Here is a 16091-nt window from a genome sequence, read left to right as displayed (position 1 = left end):
CCCATGACTTCTCGGAAACACGTCTGCCACATCGTGCCCCCCTACCTGATGCAGCGGCTCGACCCCGGTCGTCTGACCCAGGACGACGGTTTCCGTGCCGCCCGGGCGGAGCACCTGACCAGGGTTCTCGCCCAGGCCCCCGCCCCCGAAGCCGGCAGCACGGCTGCCGAGGCCGGGGACTGGACCGTCTACACCGCCGGCAACGGCACCGACCTCCCCGGTGAGAAGGTTCGCGCCGCGGGTGAGCCGGAGTCGGGTGACGAGAGCGTCGACGAGGCCGCGACCGGCATCACCGGCTCGCTGTCCCTGTTCGAGGAGGTCTACGGCCGCGACTCCTACGACGGCCAAGGCGCCGAGGTCGTGATGACCGTCCACTACGACCGGGACTACGCCAACGCTTTCTGGGACGGCACCCAGCTGGTCTTCGGGGACGGCGACGGCAAGATCTTCCAGCGCTTCACGAAGGCCGTCGACGTGATCGGCCACGAGCTCTCCCATGCGGTCACCGAGCACACCGCCGGCCTCGTCTACCAGGGCCAGCCCGGTGCGCTCAACGAGTCGATGTCGGACGTGTTCGGCTCCTGTCTCAAGCAGCGGCTCCTCGGCCAGAGCGCCGAGGAGGCCGACTGGGTCATCGGCCAGGGCCTCTTCACCGAGTCGGTCCAGGGCGTCGGGCTGCGCCACATGCTCGAGCCCGGGACCGCCTACGACGACCCCGAGCTGGGCAAGGACCCGCAGCCGGCCCACATGGACGACATCTACGACGGCACCGACGACAACGGCGGCGTTCACATCAACTCCGGCATCCCCAACCGCGCCTTCGCCCTCGCCGCCAAGGCGATCGGCGGCAGCTCGTGGGACGGCGCCGGGAAGATCTGGTACGCGGCGCTCACCAACGGCACCGTCACGACCGACACCGACTTCGCCGGCTTCGCCGCGGCCACGATCGCGGCGGCCGGCGAGCAGGCCGAGGCGGTCACCAACGCCTGGTCCGAGGTCGGGGTCACCCCGGCGTCCGGTGCCCCCGCCACCGACGGTGAGGCGCCGACCCTGGTGAGGGTGCGCCGCAGCGGCGGTTTCCTGGGACGTACGAAGGAGGGGGTCGCCGAGCTCGCGCCCTCGGTCGCCGGGGTGGTCACCGTGCGCCACCTGCTCGCCGGTTCTGGTGCTCCGTCGAAGCCCAAGGGTGCCGACCGCTACATCTACGAGTTCGAGGTCGACGGCCGGACCGTCGTCGTGCACGAGGGCGACCTGACCCCCGAGCTGCACGCCCTTGCCGACGAGCTGCTGGAGAAGTAGCCGGCTACGCGGGGAGCGCGTGGTTGAGCGCGGCCTCGACGTGCACGGTGATGGCGTCGAGGATGGGTACGTCGACGTCGCTGGGCCGCACCAGGAGGCTGAGCTCGGAGGCACCGAGGATGACGCCGTCGGCCCCCGCGTCCCACAGCTCGTGGACGACCTCGAGGACGCGCTTGCGTGAGCCCGACAGGACGTTCCGGTGGACGAGCTCCTCGTAGATGATCGAGTCGAGCATCTCGACGTGGAGGGTGTCGGGCAGGTTCACGTCGACGCCGTGGTCGGAGATCCGCTGCGCGAAGAAGTCGTTCTCCACGGTGTAGCGGGTGGCGAGGAAGCCGGCCTTGGTGATGCCGAGCTCCTTGGCCTTCGCGGCGAGCACGTCGGCCAGGTGCAGCACGGGTACGTCGACGGCGGCCGCCACCTCGTCGTAGACCTTGTGGAAGGTGGTGGTGCACATCAGGATCAGGTCGGCGCCGCCGGCGACCACGCTCTTCGCGGAGGCGACCAGGATCTCGGCGACCTGGTCCCAGGACTCCTTGTCCTGAAGCTCGGTCAGCTCGGCCAGGTCGACGGAGGCCAGCACGATCTTGGCGGAGTGGAGACCGCCGAGCCGCTCCTGGACACCCTTGTTGAGTCCCTCGTAGTACGCGGCTGTGCTTTCCCAGCTCATGCCGCCGATGAGTCCGATCGTCTGCACTGTTCGAGTGTGACACCGTCGGCTGCCGCGTACTGAATCCTCGGCACCCCTCCGGGTGTGGACCAGACCAGGTCAGAGGCCGGGTCAGAGGCCGGTCAGCCCTCGCGGTGCACCTTGTGCGGGGCGGCCTGGGCGCGCGGCTTGATGACCAGCTCGTCGATGTTGACGTGAGCCGGGCGGGTGGCCATCCAGACGATCGCGTCGGCGATGTCCTCGGCCACCAGCGGATCCGCGACGCCCTGGTAGACCGCGTCGGCCGCGGCCTTGTCGCCGCCGAGGCGCACGAGCGAGAACTCCTCGGTCTGGACCATGCCCGGGGCGATCTCCATGATCCGCACCGGCTGGTCGACGATCTCCAGGCGCAGTGCCTCGGTGACCGCCCGGGTGCCGAACTTGGCCGCGTTGTAGCCCGCGCCGCCCTCGTAGGCGCGCCGGCCGGCGATCGAGCCGACGTTGATGATCGCGCCCGCTCCGGAGGCGATCAGCGCCGGCAGCAGCGCCTTGGTCACGCGGGTCAGGCCGACCACGTTGACCTCGAACATCGCCTGCCACTTGGCCAGGTCGGCGTCGGCGACCTTGTCCACGCCGAAGGCGCCGCCCGCGTTGTTGACCAGCAGGTCGAGACGATCGCCCACCGCTGCGGCGAGCGCGGCGACGGAGTCGTCGGAGGTGACGTCGGTCGCGATCGCGGTGCCGCCGATCTCCGCGGCCAGCGCCTCGATCCGGTCGGCCCGGCGGGCGGCGAGGAAGACGTGGTAGCCCTCCTTGGCGAGCTGGCGGGCGGTGGCGGCGCCGATCCCGCTCGAGGCGCCGGTGACGACAGCGTTCTTGGAGGACATGGAGCCATTCTCTCCTCGTCTGCTCGACATTGCTCACCGGGTCCCAGGATCGAAGATGTTCGCGCGGTCGGGAATGACGAGCGACATCAACGTGTTGAGAACCTGGATTGGAACTCGACGAGCAAAGGGGCAGGCATGATCCACCGCGTGGCGATGGTGAGTCTGCACACCTCTCCGCTGGACCAGCCCGGGACCGGCGACGCCGGCGGCATGAACGTCTACGTCCTCGAGCTCTCCCGGCGGCTGGCCACCCAGGGCATCGCGGTCGACATCTTCACGCGCGCGACCTCGTCGCGCCTGCCGCAGGTCGTCGAGGCGTACGACGGGGTGGCGGTCCACCACGTCCACGCCGGTCCGTTCGAGGGGCTGGCCAAAGGTGACCTTCCCGGGCAGCTGTGCACGTTCGCGCGCGAGGTGCTGCGCGCCGAGGCGTCCAACCCGCCGGGCTACTTCGATGCCGTGCACTCCCACTACTGGCTCTCCGGCCAGGTCGGGGCCCTCTCCCGCGACCGGTGGGGTGTGCCGCTGGTCCACTCCATGCACACCATGGCCAAGGTCAAGAACGAGGCGCTCGCCGAGGGCGACAGCCCCGAGCCCGAGGCCCGGGTGATCGGCGAGGAGCAGGTCGTCGACGCGGCCGACATGCTGATCGCCAACACCGACCTCGAGGCCAAACAGCTGATCAACATGTACGACGCGGAGCCGGGTCGTGTCGCCGTCGTGCATCCCGGGGTCGACCTGCGGGTCTTCCGTCCGCGCGGGCGGGCCGCGGCACGTGCCGCGCTCGGGCTCCCGGCCCGGGCTCACGTGCTCCTCTTCGCCGGTCGCATCCAGCCGCTGAAGGCTCCCGACGTACTTCTGCGGGCGGCCGCGGTCATGCTCGCCCGCGACCCGTCGCTGCGCCGCAACCTCGTCGTGCCGATCGTCGGGGGTCCCTCCGGCTCCGGTCTGGAGCACCCGACCGGGCTGGTCGATCTCGCCGCTGAGCTTGGGATATCCGACGTGGTCCGGTTCGTCCCGCCGGTGCGCCAGGACGAGCTCGCGCTCTGGTACTCCGCCGCCTCCGTCGTCGCCGTCCCCTCCTACAACGAGTCGTTCGGTCTGGTCGCCGTCGAGGCCCAGGCCTGCGGCACCCCCGTCGTCGCGGCCGCGGTCGGCGGTCTGACGACCGCGGTCCACCACGGCCGCAGCGGGCTCCTGGTCGACGGGCACGACCCGGCGCAGTGGGCCGACGCGCTCACCAACGCCATCTCGTCCCACTCGCGCTGGTCCGCGCTGGCCGCCGGCGCCCGCGAACACGCCCAGGACTTCTCCTGGGATCTCACCGCACGCAATACGCTCGAGGTCTACGAAGAGGCCAAGATGCTGATGCGTGAGGAGCTGACAGCGTGAGTGATGCGCAGGTCGAACGTGAAGACGTCGTACGCGGCTGGCTGAAGTCCAACGACCTGACCTGGGACGAGGCGTCACTGCCGTCGGGCGACCTGGTCTTCTCGTTCTCGCTCCCGGGGGAGCGCAAGCTGCAGACGCCGGTCCGGCTCGACCTGGGGCAGCACGCACTGGGCGTGCATGCCTTCGTCTGCCGCCGCCCCGACGAGAACTTCGAGACCGTCTACCGCTGGCTGCTCGAGCGCAACCTGCGGCTCTACGGCGTCGCCTTCGGGATCGATCGGCTCGGCGACATCTACCTCGACGGCCGGCTGCCGCTGGCGATGGTCTCGGCCGACGAGCTCGACCGGTTGCTCGGCTCGGTCCTGACGTACGCGGACGAGTCCTTCAACACCATCCTAGAGCTCGGCTTCGCGACCTCGATCCGCAAGGAATGGGAGTGGCGCAAACTGCGCGGCGAGTCAACGGCAAACCTAGAGGCCTTCCGCGGCTGGCTAGAGTCCGCCGAGTAGTCAGAATCTGACGCCGAGAAGTCAGCGTGGGTGCCGGCGGGTGATCAGCACACCCGCGATGCACATCGCGCCACCCAGGAAGGCCAGCGCCGGCGGCACCTCGTCGAGCAGCAGCCAGGCCATCAGCGCGGTGATGAACGGGACCAGGAACGTGGTCTGCGCGAACTTCCCCGCATCTGAGTGGGACAGTGCATAAGCCCAGGTCACGAACGCCAGGGCGCTCGGGAAAAGGCCGAGATAGACGATCCAGCCGAGGTTGGCGAGGCTGATGTCGGGGATCGTGGTGGCCAGCTCGGCCGACCACGGCAGGCAGACGACGAGGCCGACCGTGGCGTACCAGAACGTCAGGAGCAGTGCGCTCATCGTCGGCAGCAGCTTCTTCTGGGTGAGGACGCCGACCGCGAAGGTGAGCGCCGCGACGACCGAGAGCGCGACGCCGATCCAGTCGCCGGTGTCACCGTTGGCCGAGGCACGGCCGATGACGACCACACCCGCGAACCCGACGCCGGTGCCGATCAGGATCCACTTGTGGATCCGCTCCTTGAGCACGAGTCCGGCGAGCAGCGCCACGACGATCGGCCCGACCTGGACGATCAGCGCGGCAGTGGCCGCGTCGATCCGGCGCTCGGACTCGTTGAGCGCCAGGTTGTAGATCCCCAGCCACGACGCACCGCCCAGCGCGACCAGCGGCCACTCCCGCCGCGTCGGCAGCCGGAACCCGCCCTTGATCGCGAGGTAGACACCCAGCGCTGCCACCATCACCGCCAGGCGTCCCAGCGACAGGCTCCCCGGCGGCACCGAGTCGCCGAGATGGCGGATCCCCACGAACGCCGACGCCCACAGCACCAGCGTGATCCCGCACGCGACCAGCGGCTTCCAGAGCGGCGTGGTCGTCGAGGGGGCGGGGTCGATCGTCGTCGTCACGGTAAAAGGCTAGAGATCCGTACGCTTCCAGGCGAGCGGATAACGGCCAACCATGTTTGACATCCCGCCATCTCGCCCCCGCCGAGGCGTCACCTAGGTCGGCCGAGGCGTCACCGCGCTGCCGACTCGGCCGACGGGAGTGACGTCTCGACCGACGTATGTGACGCCTCGGCAGGGGGGGGGTCAGCCGCGGAAGGTACGGCGGTACGCGGTGGGGGTGACGCCGAGGGCGGCGTGGAAGTAAAGGCGGAGGGACTGGGCGGTGTTGAGGCCGCAGCGCGCGGCGACCTGATCCATCGAGAGGTCGGTGGTCTCCAGGAGCGTGCGGGCGAGCTCGATGCGCTGACGCTGCAGCCAGCGGCCGGGGGAGTCGCCGGTCTCGTCGCGGAACCGTCTGGTGAAGGTGCGCACCGACATCGAGACCTGGGCCGCCATCGTCTCCAGGGTGAGGGGCTGGTCGAGATGGTCGAGGGCCCAGGCGGTCGCGGCCGAGATGCCGGTGTCGCCCGGGGCAGGCGCGTGGTGCCGGATGAACTGCGCCTGGCCGCCGTCGCGGTGCGGAGGTACGACCGTTGCTCGGGCGACACGGTTGGCGACCGCGGCGCCGTGGTCGCGGCGTACGACGTGCAGGCAGAGGTCCACGCCGGAGGCCACGCCGGCGGAGGTGAGGACGTCGCCGTCGTCGACGAAAAGCACGTCAGGGTCCATCTTGACCTGCGGAAATAGCGCGCGGAAGTCGTCGGTGTGTGCCCAGTGGGTCGTCGCCGGGCGGCCGTCGAGGAGGCCCGCGGCGGCGAGCGCGAAGGCTCCGGTGCAGATCGACATGATCCGGGTGCCGGGCCGGATCATGTCGAGCGCCTCCTTCAGCGGCGCCGTGAGCACACCGTCCGACACGGTCGGGTCGTCGCGGCCGAACTTCGGGATGACCACGGTGTCCGCGTTCGCCAGCGCCTCGGGTCCGTACGGCGCGATCACGACGATGTCCGAGTCCGACTGCACCGGCCCGGGCCCGTCCGGGGTGCAGGTGACGACCTCGTAGAGCGGCCGGTCCCGGCCGTCGCGGGCCTTGCCGAAGATCCGGTGCGGGATGCCGATCTCGAACGGGATGAACCCGTCCTGGATCAGGACCGCCACCCGGTGCGGAGCAGGGAACCGTACGTCACTCATGGCTGGATCTTATCGATAGATGTCAATCAGGCCACTGTCCGGAGCGGCGCGCACACGGAAGGATCATCCTCATGACCCAGACGACGACCCCGCCGCCTGCCGGCCGCACCGCCGCGCGCCGCCGGCGCATCCACCCCGCGTGGTGGGTGGCGGCCATCGCCTTCGTGACCATCGTCGGCGCCGCCGCCTTCACCGCGGCACCCGGCCTCCTGGTCGGTCCGCTGCACGACGAGTTCGGCTGGTCGCGGGGCACGATCGGGGCCGGGATCACGCTGCAGCTCGCACTCTACGGTCTGACCGCGCCGTTCGCCGCCGCCCTGATGGACCGCTTCGGGATCCGTCCGGTGGTGGCCGTCGCGCTCACCATGATCACCCTCGGCTCGCTCGGCACCGTCTGGATGAGCCAGTCGTGGCAGTTCGTCCTCGGCTGGGGCGTCCTGGTCGGTGGTGGCAGCGGCTGCATGGCGCTCGCCTTCGGCGCCACGATCACCACCCGCTGGTTCGACAAGCGACAGGGCCTGGTCAGCGGTCTGCTGACCGCCGGCGGCGCGTCCGGGCAGCTGATCTTCCTGCCGGTGCTGGCGATCCTGATCGGGGAGTTCGGCTGGCGGGCCGCCTCGGTCACCATCGCCCTGGTCGCCGCCGCGGTGATCCCGTTCGTGCTGCTCCTGCTCCGCGACTACCCGGCCGACGTCGGCCTGGCGCCCTACGGCGCCGCCCGGATCGTGCCGCGGCCCGCGCCCGCGACCGGCGCCGCGCTACGGACCGTGCGCGTGCTCGGGATGGCGATGCGTACGAAGGCCTTCTGGCTCCTCGCCGGCGCCTTCGCGATCTGCGGGATCACCACGAACGGGCTGATCAGGACCCACTTCGTGCCCGCCGCGCACGACCACGGGATGGCCACCGTCGCGGCCGCCTCGTTGCTCGCCGTGATCGGGATCTTCGACGTCGCCGGGACGATCTTCTCCGGCTGGCTCACCGACCGCTTCAACCCGGTGGTGCTGCTCGGCGTCTACTACTCGCTCCGCGGGATCTCGCTGATCTTCCTGCCGATGCTGCTGGCGCCCGAGGTGCACATCCCGATGGTGTTCTTCATCGTCTTCTACGGCCTCGACTGGGTCGCCACCGTGCCGCCCACCCTCGCGCTGTGCCGCGAGGTCTGGCCCGAGGACGCCCCGATCGTCTTCGGCTGGGTCCTCGCCTCCCACCAGGTCGGCGCCGGCCTGGTCGCCTGGGTCGGTGGCGTCGTACGCGACGTCACCGGCTCCTACGACCTGGTCTGGTACGCCGCCGGCGCGCTGTGCGCTGCCGCCGCATTGATGTCGCTGGTGATGCCGCGGGAGCCGGTGGTGGCTCAGCAAGGTATGTAGGGAAACCGTCGCTTCCCGCGCGGAACTCCGCTTGGGAAGCGACGGTTCGGCTGCATACCTAGACGAACATCCAGCCCGCCCTCAGAGGTCGAGCTTGTAGCCCAGCCCTCGCACCGTGACCAGGAACTTGGGCTCGGAGGGGTCCGGCTCGAGCTTGGCGCGGAGGCGCTTGACGTGTACGTCGAGGGTCTTGGTGTCGCCGACGTAGTCGGAGCCCCAGACTCGGTCGATGAGCTGGCCGCGGGTCAGCACCCGGCCGGGGTTGCGCAGGAACATCTCGAGGAGCTCGAACTCCTTGAGGGGAAGCCGCTGCTCGGACCCGTCCACCGTCACGACGTGGCGCTCGACGTCCATCCGGACGGGCCCGGCCTCGAGCGTGGCGGGGGCGGTGTCGGGCTCGGTGCCGCGCCGGAGGACGGCGCGGATCCGGGCGACCAGCTCGCGCGGGGAGTAGGGCTTGGTGACGTAGTCGTCGGCGCCGAGCTCGAGCCCGACGACCTTGTCGACCTCGTCGTCCTTGGCGGTCACCATGATGACCGGGACCGACGAGGTGGCCCGGATCTGCCGGCACACCTCGGTGCCGGAGAGACCGGGGAGCATCAGGTCGAGCAGCACGATGTCCGCGCCGTTGCGGTCGAACTCCTTCAGAGCGTCGGTGCCGTCCTCGGCGACGGCGACCTCGAAGCCCTCCTTGCGGAGCATGTAGGACAGCGCCTCGCTGTAGCTGGCTTCATCTTCGACGACGAGTACCCGGGTCACGGGCGTTCCTCCTTGCTTGTGCCGGACTGCCCGGCAGTTGGTAGGTGCTGGGGCAGGGTGAGGGTGAAGGTGGAACCCTGACCCTCCTGCGACCAGACCTTGACCTCGCCGCCATGTGTGGCAGCGACGTGCTTGACGATCGAGAGGCCGAGCCCGGTGCCACCGGTGGAGCGGTGGCGAGCCGGGTCGACGCGGTAGAAGCGCTCGAAGATCCGGTCGATCTCCGTGGACGGGATGCCGATGCCCTGGTCGACCACGGAGATCTCCACGGAGCCATCGGTCGCGCGGGTCGAGACGGTCACGGTCGAGCCGGGATCGGAGTAGGCGACCGCGTTGGAGACCAGGTTGGTGACCGCGGTCGAGACCTGCTCGTCGTTGCCGAAGACGTGCAGTCCGGCGGTGCCGGCGCTGACCACGTTGATCCCCTTGGCGCTGGCATCGACCGTCGAGCTGTCGACTGCGGCGGCGATGACCTTGTCGACGTCGACGGCGACCGGTGCCTCCAGCGGCTCGTCACCCTGCAGCCGGGAGAGCTCGATGATCTGCTGGACGAGCTCGGTCAGGCGCTCGGACTCGTGGATCATCCGGGTGGAGAAGCGGCGTACGGCCTCGGGGTCGTCGGAGGCCTCGGTGACGGCATCGGCCAGGACCCTGATCGCGCCGACCGGCGTCTTGAGCTCATGGCTGACGTTGGCGACGAAGTCGCGGCGTACGGCCTCGACGCGGCGCTCGCGGGTGCGGTCCTCGACCAGGGCGAGGGCCAGGCGCGTGCCCAGCGGAGCGACCCGCGCGGTGACGTGCCGTGATGCCCCGTTGGCGCGTGAGATCACCAGCTCGGTCTCGCGGATCTGGCCGTCACGGCGCACGCCGTGGACGAGCTCGGAGAGCTCGGGCGAGACCAGCGAGGTGCCGCGCACCAGACCCAGGGCGTACGCCGGAGCGCTGGCCTTGAGCACCGTGTCGTCCTCGTCCACGACGACCGCGCTGCTGCGCAGGACCGAGAGGACGGCGGCGACCTCGGAGGGCACCTTGGGCGGCTCGACCTCGGGAACCCGGCGGCGCGAACGTTCGCTCATCGCCCACGCAAGTACCGCCGCTCCGGCGACGACAGCGCCGAGGAGCGCAGCAAGAAAGGCCTGCGTCGTCGAGTCCACACGATCAGGGTAAGCCCATCAAACACCCAAACTTCGCCTCTGGGCGTCTCCGCGCCGAACGTTCACCATCGGTTCACTCGCGATGAAGATCCGTACATGTCGGGTGTCTAGGATCGGCCCATGCGCGCTGCTTTCCATGACGATCTCGATGCCATCTTCACCGACCTCACCAGTGTCTGCGAGCTGGTGTCCGTGGCAGTACGGGACGCCACCACCGCTCTTCTCGAGGCCCGCAACGACCTCGCCGAGCAGGTGATCGACAAGGATGCCGAGATCGACGACGCCCGCGAGCGTATCGAGGAGAACGCCCTCGAGCTGCTCGGCCTGCAGTCCCCGGTCGCCGGCGACCTCCGCGTCGTCGTCGCCGCGCTGCGGATGATCTCCGACCTCGAGCGGATGGGCGACCTCTCCGTCCACGTCGCCAAGATCGCCCGGCTGCGTACGCCGAACAAGGCTGTCCCCGAGCTGGCTCAGCCGACCATCGCCCGGATGGCGGAGGTGGCCGAGCAGATGGTCGAGCGCACCTGCCAGATCCTGCGCGACCGCGATGTCGCCGCAGCCCAGGACCTGGTCGCCGACGACGACGAGATGGACCGGCTGCGGCGCAAGTCGTTCGCCGAGCTGCTGGGCCAGGAATGGACCCACGGTGTCGAGCCCGCCGTCGACGTGGCCCTCCTGGGTCGCTACTACGAGCGCATCGCCGACCACGCCGTCACGGTGGCCAACCGGGTCGTCTTCGTGGTGACCGGCGAGACCCCCGCCGACTCCTGAGCCCCGAGTCGGCTGGTTCTGACGTAAAAACCCGCCGAGTCAGCCCCGTCATGACGAGCCGACTCGGCGGATTTTGTTGCTACTGCTTGCCCTGGTTGGCGACAGCCTCGGCAGCGGCGGCCGCGGCCTCGGGGTCGAGGTAGGTGCCGCCGGGAACAGTCGGCTTCAGCGACTCGTCGAGCTCGTAGACCAGCGGCTGGCCCGTCGGGATGTTGAGCTTGGCGATCTCGGTGTCGGAGATGTTGTCGAGGTGCTTGACCAGCGCGCGCAGGCTGTTGCCGTGGGCGGTGACCAGGACGGTCTTGCCGGTCTGGAGGTCGGGCACGATCGCCGACTCCCAGTAGGGGATCATCCGGGCGACGACGTCCTTGAGGCACTCGGTGGCGGGCACGTCGATGTCGGCGTAGCGCGGGTCACCGGCCTGGGAGAACTCGGAGTCGGCCTCGATCGGCGGGGGCGGGACGTCGTAGGAACGCCGCCACAGCTGGAACTGCTCCTCGCCGAACTTCTTCAGCGTCTCGGACTTGTTCTTGCCCTGCAGCGCGCCGTAGTGGCGCTCGTTGAGGCGCCAGTCGCGCCGCACCGGGATCCAGTGGCGATCGGCGGTGTCGAGGGCGATGTTGGCGGTGTTGATCGCACGGCGCAGCAGGCTGGTGTGGACCAGGTCGGGAAGTATCCCGGCCTCGGCCAGCAGTTTGCCGCCGTTGACCGCCTCGGCCCGGCCCTTGTCGGTGAGGTCGACGTCGACCCAGCCGGTGGACAGGTTGAGCGCGTTCCACTCGCTCTCGCCGTGGCGCAGGAGGACGAGCTTGTAGGTCATCAGTGGGCTTCCTCGGCGCCGGGCAGGGCGGCCGTGGGGAACTCGCAGGAGTAGGGGTCCTCGCTGATCGAGCCCGCGGACTCGGCGTGCGCCTCGTCCTCGGTGGCTCCCTCGGACTCGGTGTCGGCCGGAAGCGTCGAGGCCTCCTCGCCGGTGGCGCCCTCGGACTCCTGGGTCTCGACGTTCTTGCCCTTCTTGCCCGGCTTCGCGGTCTCGTCGACGGCGGCGACGACCTCGGCGTACGGACCACACTGGGTGACCACCGGGACGGAGATCGTCTTCTCCTCGCCCTCGGAGAAGGTGAAGGTCATCGGGATGCTGTCGCCCGGCTTGAAGTCACCGGTGACCGCGATGCCACCGTTGGCCGGGTCGGCCAGGTTGATGATGCCGGCGGTGGGCAGCTCGATCGGGGTGAACGACTCCGGCGTGACCGTCTCCTCGGCGTCGGCCGCCGTGGCGATCGAGGTGACCGACGGCAGCGCCTTGCCGTGGACCGCCGGGTTGATCGCCGGGTCGAGCGAGAAGGTGCCGACCAGGACGCCGGAGCCTTCCTGCGCGGTCACGATACGAGCCGCGTTGATCCGGATGGCGCCGTCGAGCGTCGAGCCGCCGTGGCTGATCTCGTTGGGCCGGTCGGTCGCGTAGTCGAAGCTGTTGCAGGCGCTCAGCGCGGGCACACCGAGGGCCACGAGGGCGCCCACCATTGCGAGCCTCTTCTGCATAACCTTGGTCGTCACGCGCGACACTCTATCCGCCCGATCCGGCGATCTCGGAAAAGGGTCAGGCTCGCAGGTCAGGCGCCGGTCACGCACGCAGTCCGACGACGCTGCCGGCGTACAACATCGCGCCGACCACCACGCCGATGTAGACCAGCGTGACGAGGAGGAGCTTGCCGGCTCCCAGCTTGAGTCCGGCCTTGAGCGGCAGGTACGTCCAGCTGTCCTGGTTGTCCGCGACCAGGCCCCACAGCGCGGTCAGGAAGTGCACGCCGACACCGAGCGCCGCGGCGAGCGCGACCATCGCCCAGTGGGGCGGTCCGCCCGCGGACTCACCGGCCCAGCCGGCGTACGAGAGATATCCGGGGTAGCAGGCGAAGGCGGCCGCCCACAGGACCCAGGAGAAGAGGCCCCTGCGCAGTAGTACGTTGGCGAGCATCCCGATCACCAGCGAGCCCAGGTAGAACAGCCCCGCGACGGTGCCCGAGGTGACCGAGAGCGGAATGACCAGCAGTACGCCGCAGCACAGCACGAACCAGACGCCGCCCGGTTCGAGGCGGCCGTCGGAGATCGGCTTGCCCTCGCGCTCGTGACGACGGTCGACGACCTGGTCGACGAGGTCGTTGTGCCAGCCGAGGACGGCCTGGCCGACGAGCACGGTGACCGCGATCAGCGTGACCTCTCGTGTCGTCAGCCCGGCGAGCACGCCGGCCACCGAGAGGCCGATGGCGGTCAGCACCGCCTGCCGGGGGTGGGCGGAGCGGATGAGGAGGAACGGGGCCCAGTTACCGATCTTGTCCATGACGCTCTCTCTGCCCGCCGAGGCATCAGGAACGGCCGACACGCTGGGCTGCGTCTCTTGCTGGTCCTGATCCTGGGCGTGCGACGACACGGTGAAGATGGTCTTGGGGGCGCTCTGCGATGCATTCGCCATGGCGGCAGTATCGGGCACTCGGCCGAGCCGCGCAGGACAACAGGCTGGCTACGACGAGATTTCGGCCCCGTTTCGAAATCAGCCATGCTGCCACTCTTCACCGGCCTGCGCGCGCGGAACCACACAACTTGTCGATCTGTCAACCCCAGATTGAGCCCCTGACCTGCGCAAACGTGGAATCCGAATTCTAAGATCCGTGGTAGACTTAGAGCCCTAGGAAGGGGTACCTAAAAATATGACTTTCACCGTCGGCGAGACCGTCGTATACCCGAACCATGGCGCGGCCGTCATCGAAGACATCGAGATGCGCACCATCAAGGGCGAGGAGCGGCAGTATCTGGTCCTCCGCATCATCGCTCAGCAGGACCTCGTGGTGCGTGTTCCGGCCAACAACCTCGAGCTCGTCGGAGTTCGAGATGTCGTAGACAAGGACGGGCTTGATCGAGTCTTCGAGGTGCTTCGTGCGGAGCACGTCGAAGAGCCGACCAACTGGTCGCGTCGTTACAAGGCAAATCTGGAGAAGCTGCACAGTGGCGATGTCATGAAGGTCGCAGAGGTCGTGCGTGACCTGTGGCGTCGTGAGCGTGACCGTGGCCTCTCCGCCGGGGAGAAGCGCATGCTCGCCAAGGCACGCCAGATCCTCGTCTCGGAGCTCGCGCTGTGCGAGCACACCAACGAAGACAAGGCTGAAGTCCTCCTCGACGAGGTGCTGGCCAGCTGAAGCTGGTTTCGGTCTGCGTTACAGGCTCCGGGTCATCCCGGGGCCTGTTTCGCGTTCTGGGGCGGATACGGTGACTCCCATGGAGGACCCCTACGCCGACTACGACGAGATCGACGAGTCCGCCGAGGTTCCGCCGGCTCTCGGGATCGTCGCCGACGAGGGCCGAGGATCGCTGCCGTTCGCGCTGATCCACGGTGAGGCGCTGGTCGCCGCGGCCACCTGGTCCCTGGGGGAGTCCGGAGTGACGCCGGTCGACTTCACCACCTCCTGGGGAGGGATCGTCGCCGCCGAGGAGCCCCTGGTCCTGCACGACGCGCTGTGCCCGATGACCCCGCCGGCCTTCATCGCCCACTGCGTCTCGACCGCGCTCGCCCGCGAGGCGGTCGTGGTCGGCGTACGCCCGGTCACGGACACGGTCAAGAACCTCGCCCTCGAGGACGGGGTGCCGGTGCTGGGCGCGACCGTCGACCGGTCCACGCTGGTCTCGGTCGCCTCGCCGATCGTCCTGCCCCCGGCCGTCGTCGCCGCCCTGGACGCGTGGCCCTCCGGCGACTTCGCCGACATCGCGGGTGCGCTGGCCCGGCGGTTCCCCGTCGTCTCGGTCGAGGCGCCGTCGGTCGGTCGCCGGGTGGCATCGCCGGAGGACGTACGCCTGCTCGAAGCGCTCTCGGCCGGCGCGATCAGGTGAGCAGCGCCGTGACCGCGCCGAGGTCGTCGGCGAAGGTCACCTTGAGGTTCAGCGGCGTGCTGGGGACCGCGACGATGCGTACGCCGGACGCGTAGCGCTCCAGCGTCGCGCCGGTGTCGGTGCCGTCGAAGCCGTCGGCCGCGGCCTGCGCATAGGCGGACAGCAGGTCGGCGGCCCGGAACGCCTGCGGGGTCTGTACGCCGACGAGCGCGCCGGGCACCGGCTGCAGGTCGCGCGTCGAGAGGTGGGTGAGCGGCGCGGCGGGGATGGCACCGCCGTGCTCGCGGGCGACGCCGATGACCGCGGCGAAGAGCTCGGGAGCGGCCAGCGGCCTGGCGGTGTCGTGGATCGCGACCACGTCGATCCCGCCGGCCTCGATGTCGGCCCGGAGCACACCGAGCGCGGTCTGCTCGGAGGCGTGGCGGGTGTCGCCACCGGCGACCATCGCGACCTCACGCTCGCCGAGAAGAGGCTGCGCGACGGCCGCGACCGCCTCCTCGTCGCCGCTGCGTACGACCAGGACGATGCGGGCCACATCGGCCACCTCGAGGGCGGCCCGGAGGGAGAGGCCGAGGGCGGAGGAGGCCGGATCGTCGGAGCCGTCGAGGGGGAGCAGCACCTTGTTGGTGGCGGCCCCGACACGGGTGCCGGATCCGGCGGCCAGGAGTACGAGAGCGGCGGGCACACCAGGAGGCTATCCGCCCGGGCGGGAGGTGCCGGTCGATGGGCCGGGCGATGGTGTTTACGCACCCGTAACAGAGCGAAACAGGAGGTGACCACGACGCCCCATAGCGTTCAAAATCCACCGAAGGGAGGACCCGACGAATGTCGACGAAGCGGCTCGGGCCGGCGACGTCATGAGCGAGCGCCAGCGAGCGACCACAGGCCTCAGACCGGCGGGTCCGTACTCGTGGCCCTCTTCTACGGAGGCGCCGGCATGAGTGCGGCGATGCAGCGGGACGATCAGGGAGACTGGCAGTCCGTCTGCCCGGTCGACGCGCTCGAGGTGAAGCGCGGCGCCACGGCACTGGTCCATGGGCAGGCCATCGCCATCTTCCGGATGCCCGACAACGCCGTCTACGCCCTGGGCAACCACGATCCCTTCGCCAAGGCGTCGGTGATCGCCAAAGGGATCGTCGGGGTCCGCGACGGGGTGCCGTTCGTGGCCTCACCGGCTCACCGGCACGGGTTCGACCTGCGTACGGGGCAGTGCCTGGACGACCCGCACGTGACCATTCCGGCCTATGAGGTCCGGGTGGTCGACGGGCTCATCCACGTCGGGCACCGCAAGGTGGCCTGACGGCATCGGGTCGGCCGGGATCTGGGAGACT

18 protein-coding genes are annotated in these 16091 nt (G+C 69.7%); 8 read left to right on the top strand and 10 right to left on the bottom strand.

From position 1 onward, the window contains the following. Window positions 1-3 precede the first annotated feature (3 nt). Window positions 4-1299 carry a M4 family metallopeptidase gene (locus tag ACIA03_RS01615; RefSeq protein WP_396978585.1) on the top strand — a complete coding sequence of 432 codons (1296 nt, stop codon included), beginning with the start codon at window positions 4-6 and terminating at the stop codon, window positions 1297-1299. Window positions 1300-1303: 4 nt separating this feature from the next. Here ACIA03_RS01615 and ACIA03_RS01610 read toward each other — a convergent pair whose 3' ends face one another. Both ACIA03_RS01610 and ACIA03_RS01605 read right to left on the bottom strand, forming a co-directional pair. Further along, window positions 1304-1996, bottom strand: a complete 693-nt coding sequence (locus ACIA03_RS01610; protein ID WP_396978583.1) for an aspartate/glutamate racemase family protein — start codon at window positions 1994-1996, stop codon at window positions 1304-1306. Window positions 1997-2091: 95 nt separating this feature from the next. Beyond that, window positions 2092-2835: an SDR family NAD(P)-dependent oxidoreductase gene (locus tag ACIA03_RS01605; RefSeq protein ID WP_396978581.1), complete on the bottom strand. Its 744-nt coding sequence runs from the start codon at window positions 2833-2835 to the stop codon at window positions 2092-2094. A 135-nt stretch (window positions 2836-2970) separates the two neighbouring features. Between ACIA03_RS01605 and mshA the strand changes: the two genes are divergently transcribed. Further along, the gene (gene mshA / locus ACIA03_RS01600; RefSeq protein WP_396978579.1) at window positions 2971-4227 is read left to right on the top strand and encodes a D-inositol-3-phosphate glycosyltransferase; all 1257 of its coding nucleotides are present in this window, start codon (window positions 2971-2973) and stop codon (window positions 4225-4227) included. Next, window positions 4224-4736 (top strand): YbjN domain-containing protein, encoded by a 513-nt coding sequence (locus tag ACIA03_RS01595; RefSeq protein WP_396978577.1) that lies wholly within the window; start codon window positions 4224-4226, stop codon window positions 4734-4736. The genes mshA and ACIA03_RS01595 overlap by 4 nt, the downstream gene beginning before the upstream one ends. Before the next feature lie 21 nt (window positions 4737-4757). Here ACIA03_RS01595 and ACIA03_RS01590 read toward each other — a convergent pair whose 3' ends face one another. Both ACIA03_RS01590 and ACIA03_RS01585 read right to left on the bottom strand, forming a co-directional pair. Further along, window positions 4758-5660 carry a DMT family transporter gene (locus tag ACIA03_RS01590; protein WP_396978575.1) on the bottom strand — a complete coding sequence of 301 codons (903 nt, stop codon included), beginning with the start codon at window positions 5658-5660 and terminating at the stop codon, window positions 4758-4760. Between the two features lie 183 nt (window positions 5661-5843). Beyond that, a complete protein-coding gene (locus tag ACIA03_RS01585; protein ID WP_396978573.1) occupies window positions 5844-6827 on the bottom strand; it encodes a GlxA family transcriptional regulator in 984 nt (327 codons plus the stop codon). Window positions 6828-6898: 71 nt separating this feature from the next. Here ACIA03_RS01585 and ACIA03_RS01580 point away from each other — a divergent pair, with 71 nt between their 5' ends. Beyond that, window positions 6899-8197, top strand: a complete 1299-nt coding sequence (locus ACIA03_RS01580; RefSeq protein WP_396978571.1) for an MFS transporter — start codon at window positions 6899-6901, stop codon at window positions 8195-8197. Window positions 8198-8278: 81 nt separating this feature from the next. Here the strand turns inward: ACIA03_RS01580 and ACIA03_RS01575 are convergent, their stop codons facing one another. Both ACIA03_RS01575 and ACIA03_RS01570 read right to left on the bottom strand, forming a co-directional pair. Next, on the bottom strand, window positions 8279-8956 hold the full coding sequence (locus ACIA03_RS01575) for a response regulator transcription factor (protein ID WP_141795017.1): 678 nt from the start codon (window positions 8954-8956) through the stop codon (window positions 8279-8281). Beyond that, complete coding sequence (locus ACIA03_RS01570; RefSeq protein WP_396978569.1) at window positions 8953-10110, bottom strand: sensor histidine kinase; 1158 nt, start codon at window positions 10108-10110, stop codon at window positions 8953-8955. Before ACIA03_RS01570 ends, ACIA03_RS01575 begins: the two co-directional genes overlap by 4 nt. A gap of 120 nt (window positions 10111-10230) precedes the next feature. Here ACIA03_RS01570 and phoU point away from each other — a divergent pair, with 120 nt between their 5' ends. Continuing rightward, window positions 10231-10881, top strand: a complete 651-nt coding sequence (gene phoU / locus ACIA03_RS01565) for a phosphate signaling complex protein PhoU (protein WP_396978567.1) — start codon at window positions 10231-10233, stop codon at window positions 10879-10881. A gap of 79 nt (window positions 10882-10960) precedes the next feature. Here phoU and ACIA03_RS01560 read toward each other — a convergent pair whose 3' ends face one another. The 3 genes from ACIA03_RS01560 to ACIA03_RS01550 all read right to left on the bottom strand — a co-directional run bounded on the left by ACIA03_RS01560 (window position 10961) and on the right by ACIA03_RS01550 (window position 13351). Continuing rightward, window positions 10961-11701 (bottom strand): phosphoglyceromutase, encoded by a 741-nt coding sequence (locus tag ACIA03_RS01560; protein ID WP_396978565.1) that lies wholly within the window; start codon window positions 11699-11701, stop codon window positions 10961-10963. Further along, window positions 11701-12438, bottom strand: coding sequence for a hypothetical protein (locus ACIA03_RS01555; protein WP_396978563.1), 738 nt, complete (start codon window positions 12436-12438; stop codon window positions 11701-11703). Before ACIA03_RS01555 ends, ACIA03_RS01560 begins: the two co-directional genes overlap by 1 nt. A gap of 67 nt (window positions 12439-12505) precedes the next feature. Further along, on the bottom strand, window positions 12506-13351 hold the full coding sequence (locus ACIA03_RS01550) for a hypothetical protein (protein WP_396978561.1): 846 nt from the start codon (window positions 13349-13351) through the stop codon (window positions 12506-12508). Window positions 13352-13586: 235 nt separating this feature from the next. Between ACIA03_RS01550 and ACIA03_RS01545 the strand changes: the two genes are divergently transcribed. After that, window positions 13587-14072 (top strand): CarD family transcriptional regulator, encoded by a 486-nt coding sequence (locus ACIA03_RS01545; RefSeq protein WP_008360791.1) that lies wholly within the window; start codon window positions 13587-13589, stop codon window positions 14070-14072. Window positions 14073-14151: 79 nt separating this feature from the next. After that, window positions 14152-14760, top strand: a complete 609-nt coding sequence (locus ACIA03_RS01540) for a hypothetical protein (protein WP_396978558.1) — start codon at window positions 14152-14154, stop codon at window positions 14758-14760. On the opposite strand, the gene ACIA03_RS01535 is transcribed toward ACIA03_RS01540, so the two are convergent. Continuing rightward, window positions 14753-15445 carry a 2-C-methyl-D-erythritol 4-phosphate cytidylyltransferase gene (locus tag ACIA03_RS01535; RefSeq protein WP_396978556.1) on the bottom strand — a complete coding sequence of 231 codons (693 nt, stop codon included), beginning with the start codon at window positions 15443-15445 and terminating at the stop codon, window positions 14753-14755. The genes ACIA03_RS01540 and ACIA03_RS01535 overlap by 8 nt on opposite strands. 252 nt (window positions 15446-15697) lie before the next feature. On the opposite strand from ACIA03_RS01535, the gene nirD reads away from it, so the two are divergent. Beyond that, window positions 15698-16060, top strand: a complete 363-nt coding sequence (gene nirD / locus ACIA03_RS01530) for a nitrite reductase small subunit NirD (protein WP_396978554.1) — start codon at window positions 15698-15700, stop codon at window positions 16058-16060. Window positions 16061-16091: the final 31 nt, after the last annotated feature.

Source organism: Nocardioides sp. NPDC051685, assembly GCF_044453405.1.
GTDB lineage: Bacteria > Actinomycetota > Actinomycetes > Propionibacteriales > Nocardioidaceae > Nocardioides.
The sequence above is the reverse complement of the archived record's forward strand: the minus strand, read 5'-3'. Positions and strand labels throughout refer to the sequence as shown.

Coding starts and splice junctions, on each gene's coding strand:
- ACIA03_RS01545 (WP_008360791.1), top strand. CDS start 13,587: ATGACTTTCACCGTCGGCGAGACCGTCGTATACCCGAACCATGGCGCG.
- ACIA03_RS01550 (WP_396978561.1), bottom strand. CDS start 13,351: ATGGCGAATGCATCGCAGAGCGCCCCCAAGACCATCTTCACCGTGTCG.
- ACIA03_RS01585 (WP_396978573.1), bottom strand. CDS start 6,827: ATGAGTGACGTACGGTTCCCTGCTCCGCACCGGGTGGCGGTCCTGATC.
- mshA (WP_396978579.1), top strand. CDS start 2,971: ATGATCCACCGCGTGGCGATGGTGAGTCTGCACACCTCTCCGCTGGAC.
- ACIA03_RS01540 (WP_396978558.1), top strand. CDS start 14,152: ATGGAGGACCCCTACGCCGACTACGACGAGATCGACGAGTCCGCCGAG.
- ACIA03_RS01560 (WP_396978565.1), bottom strand. CDS start 11,701: ATGACCTACAAGCTCGTCCTCCTGCGCCACGGCGAGAGCGAGTGGAAC.
- ACIA03_RS01605 (WP_396978581.1), bottom strand. CDS start 2,835: ATGTCCTCCAAGAACGCTGTCGTCACCGGCGCCTCGAGCGGGATCGGC.
- ACIA03_RS01615 (WP_396978585.1), top strand. CDS start 4: ATGACTTCTCGGAAACACGTCTGCCACATCGTGCCCCCCTACCTGATG.
- nirD (WP_396978554.1), top strand. CDS start 15,698: ATGAGTGCGGCGATGCAGCGGGACGATCAGGGAGACTGGCAGTCCGTC.
- ACIA03_RS01580 (WP_396978571.1), top strand. CDS start 6,899: ATGACCCAGACGACGACCCCGCCGCCTGCCGGCCGCACCGCCGCGCGC.
- phoU (WP_396978567.1), top strand. CDS start 10,231: ATGCGCGCTGCTTTCCATGACGATCTCGATGCCATCTTCACCGACCTC.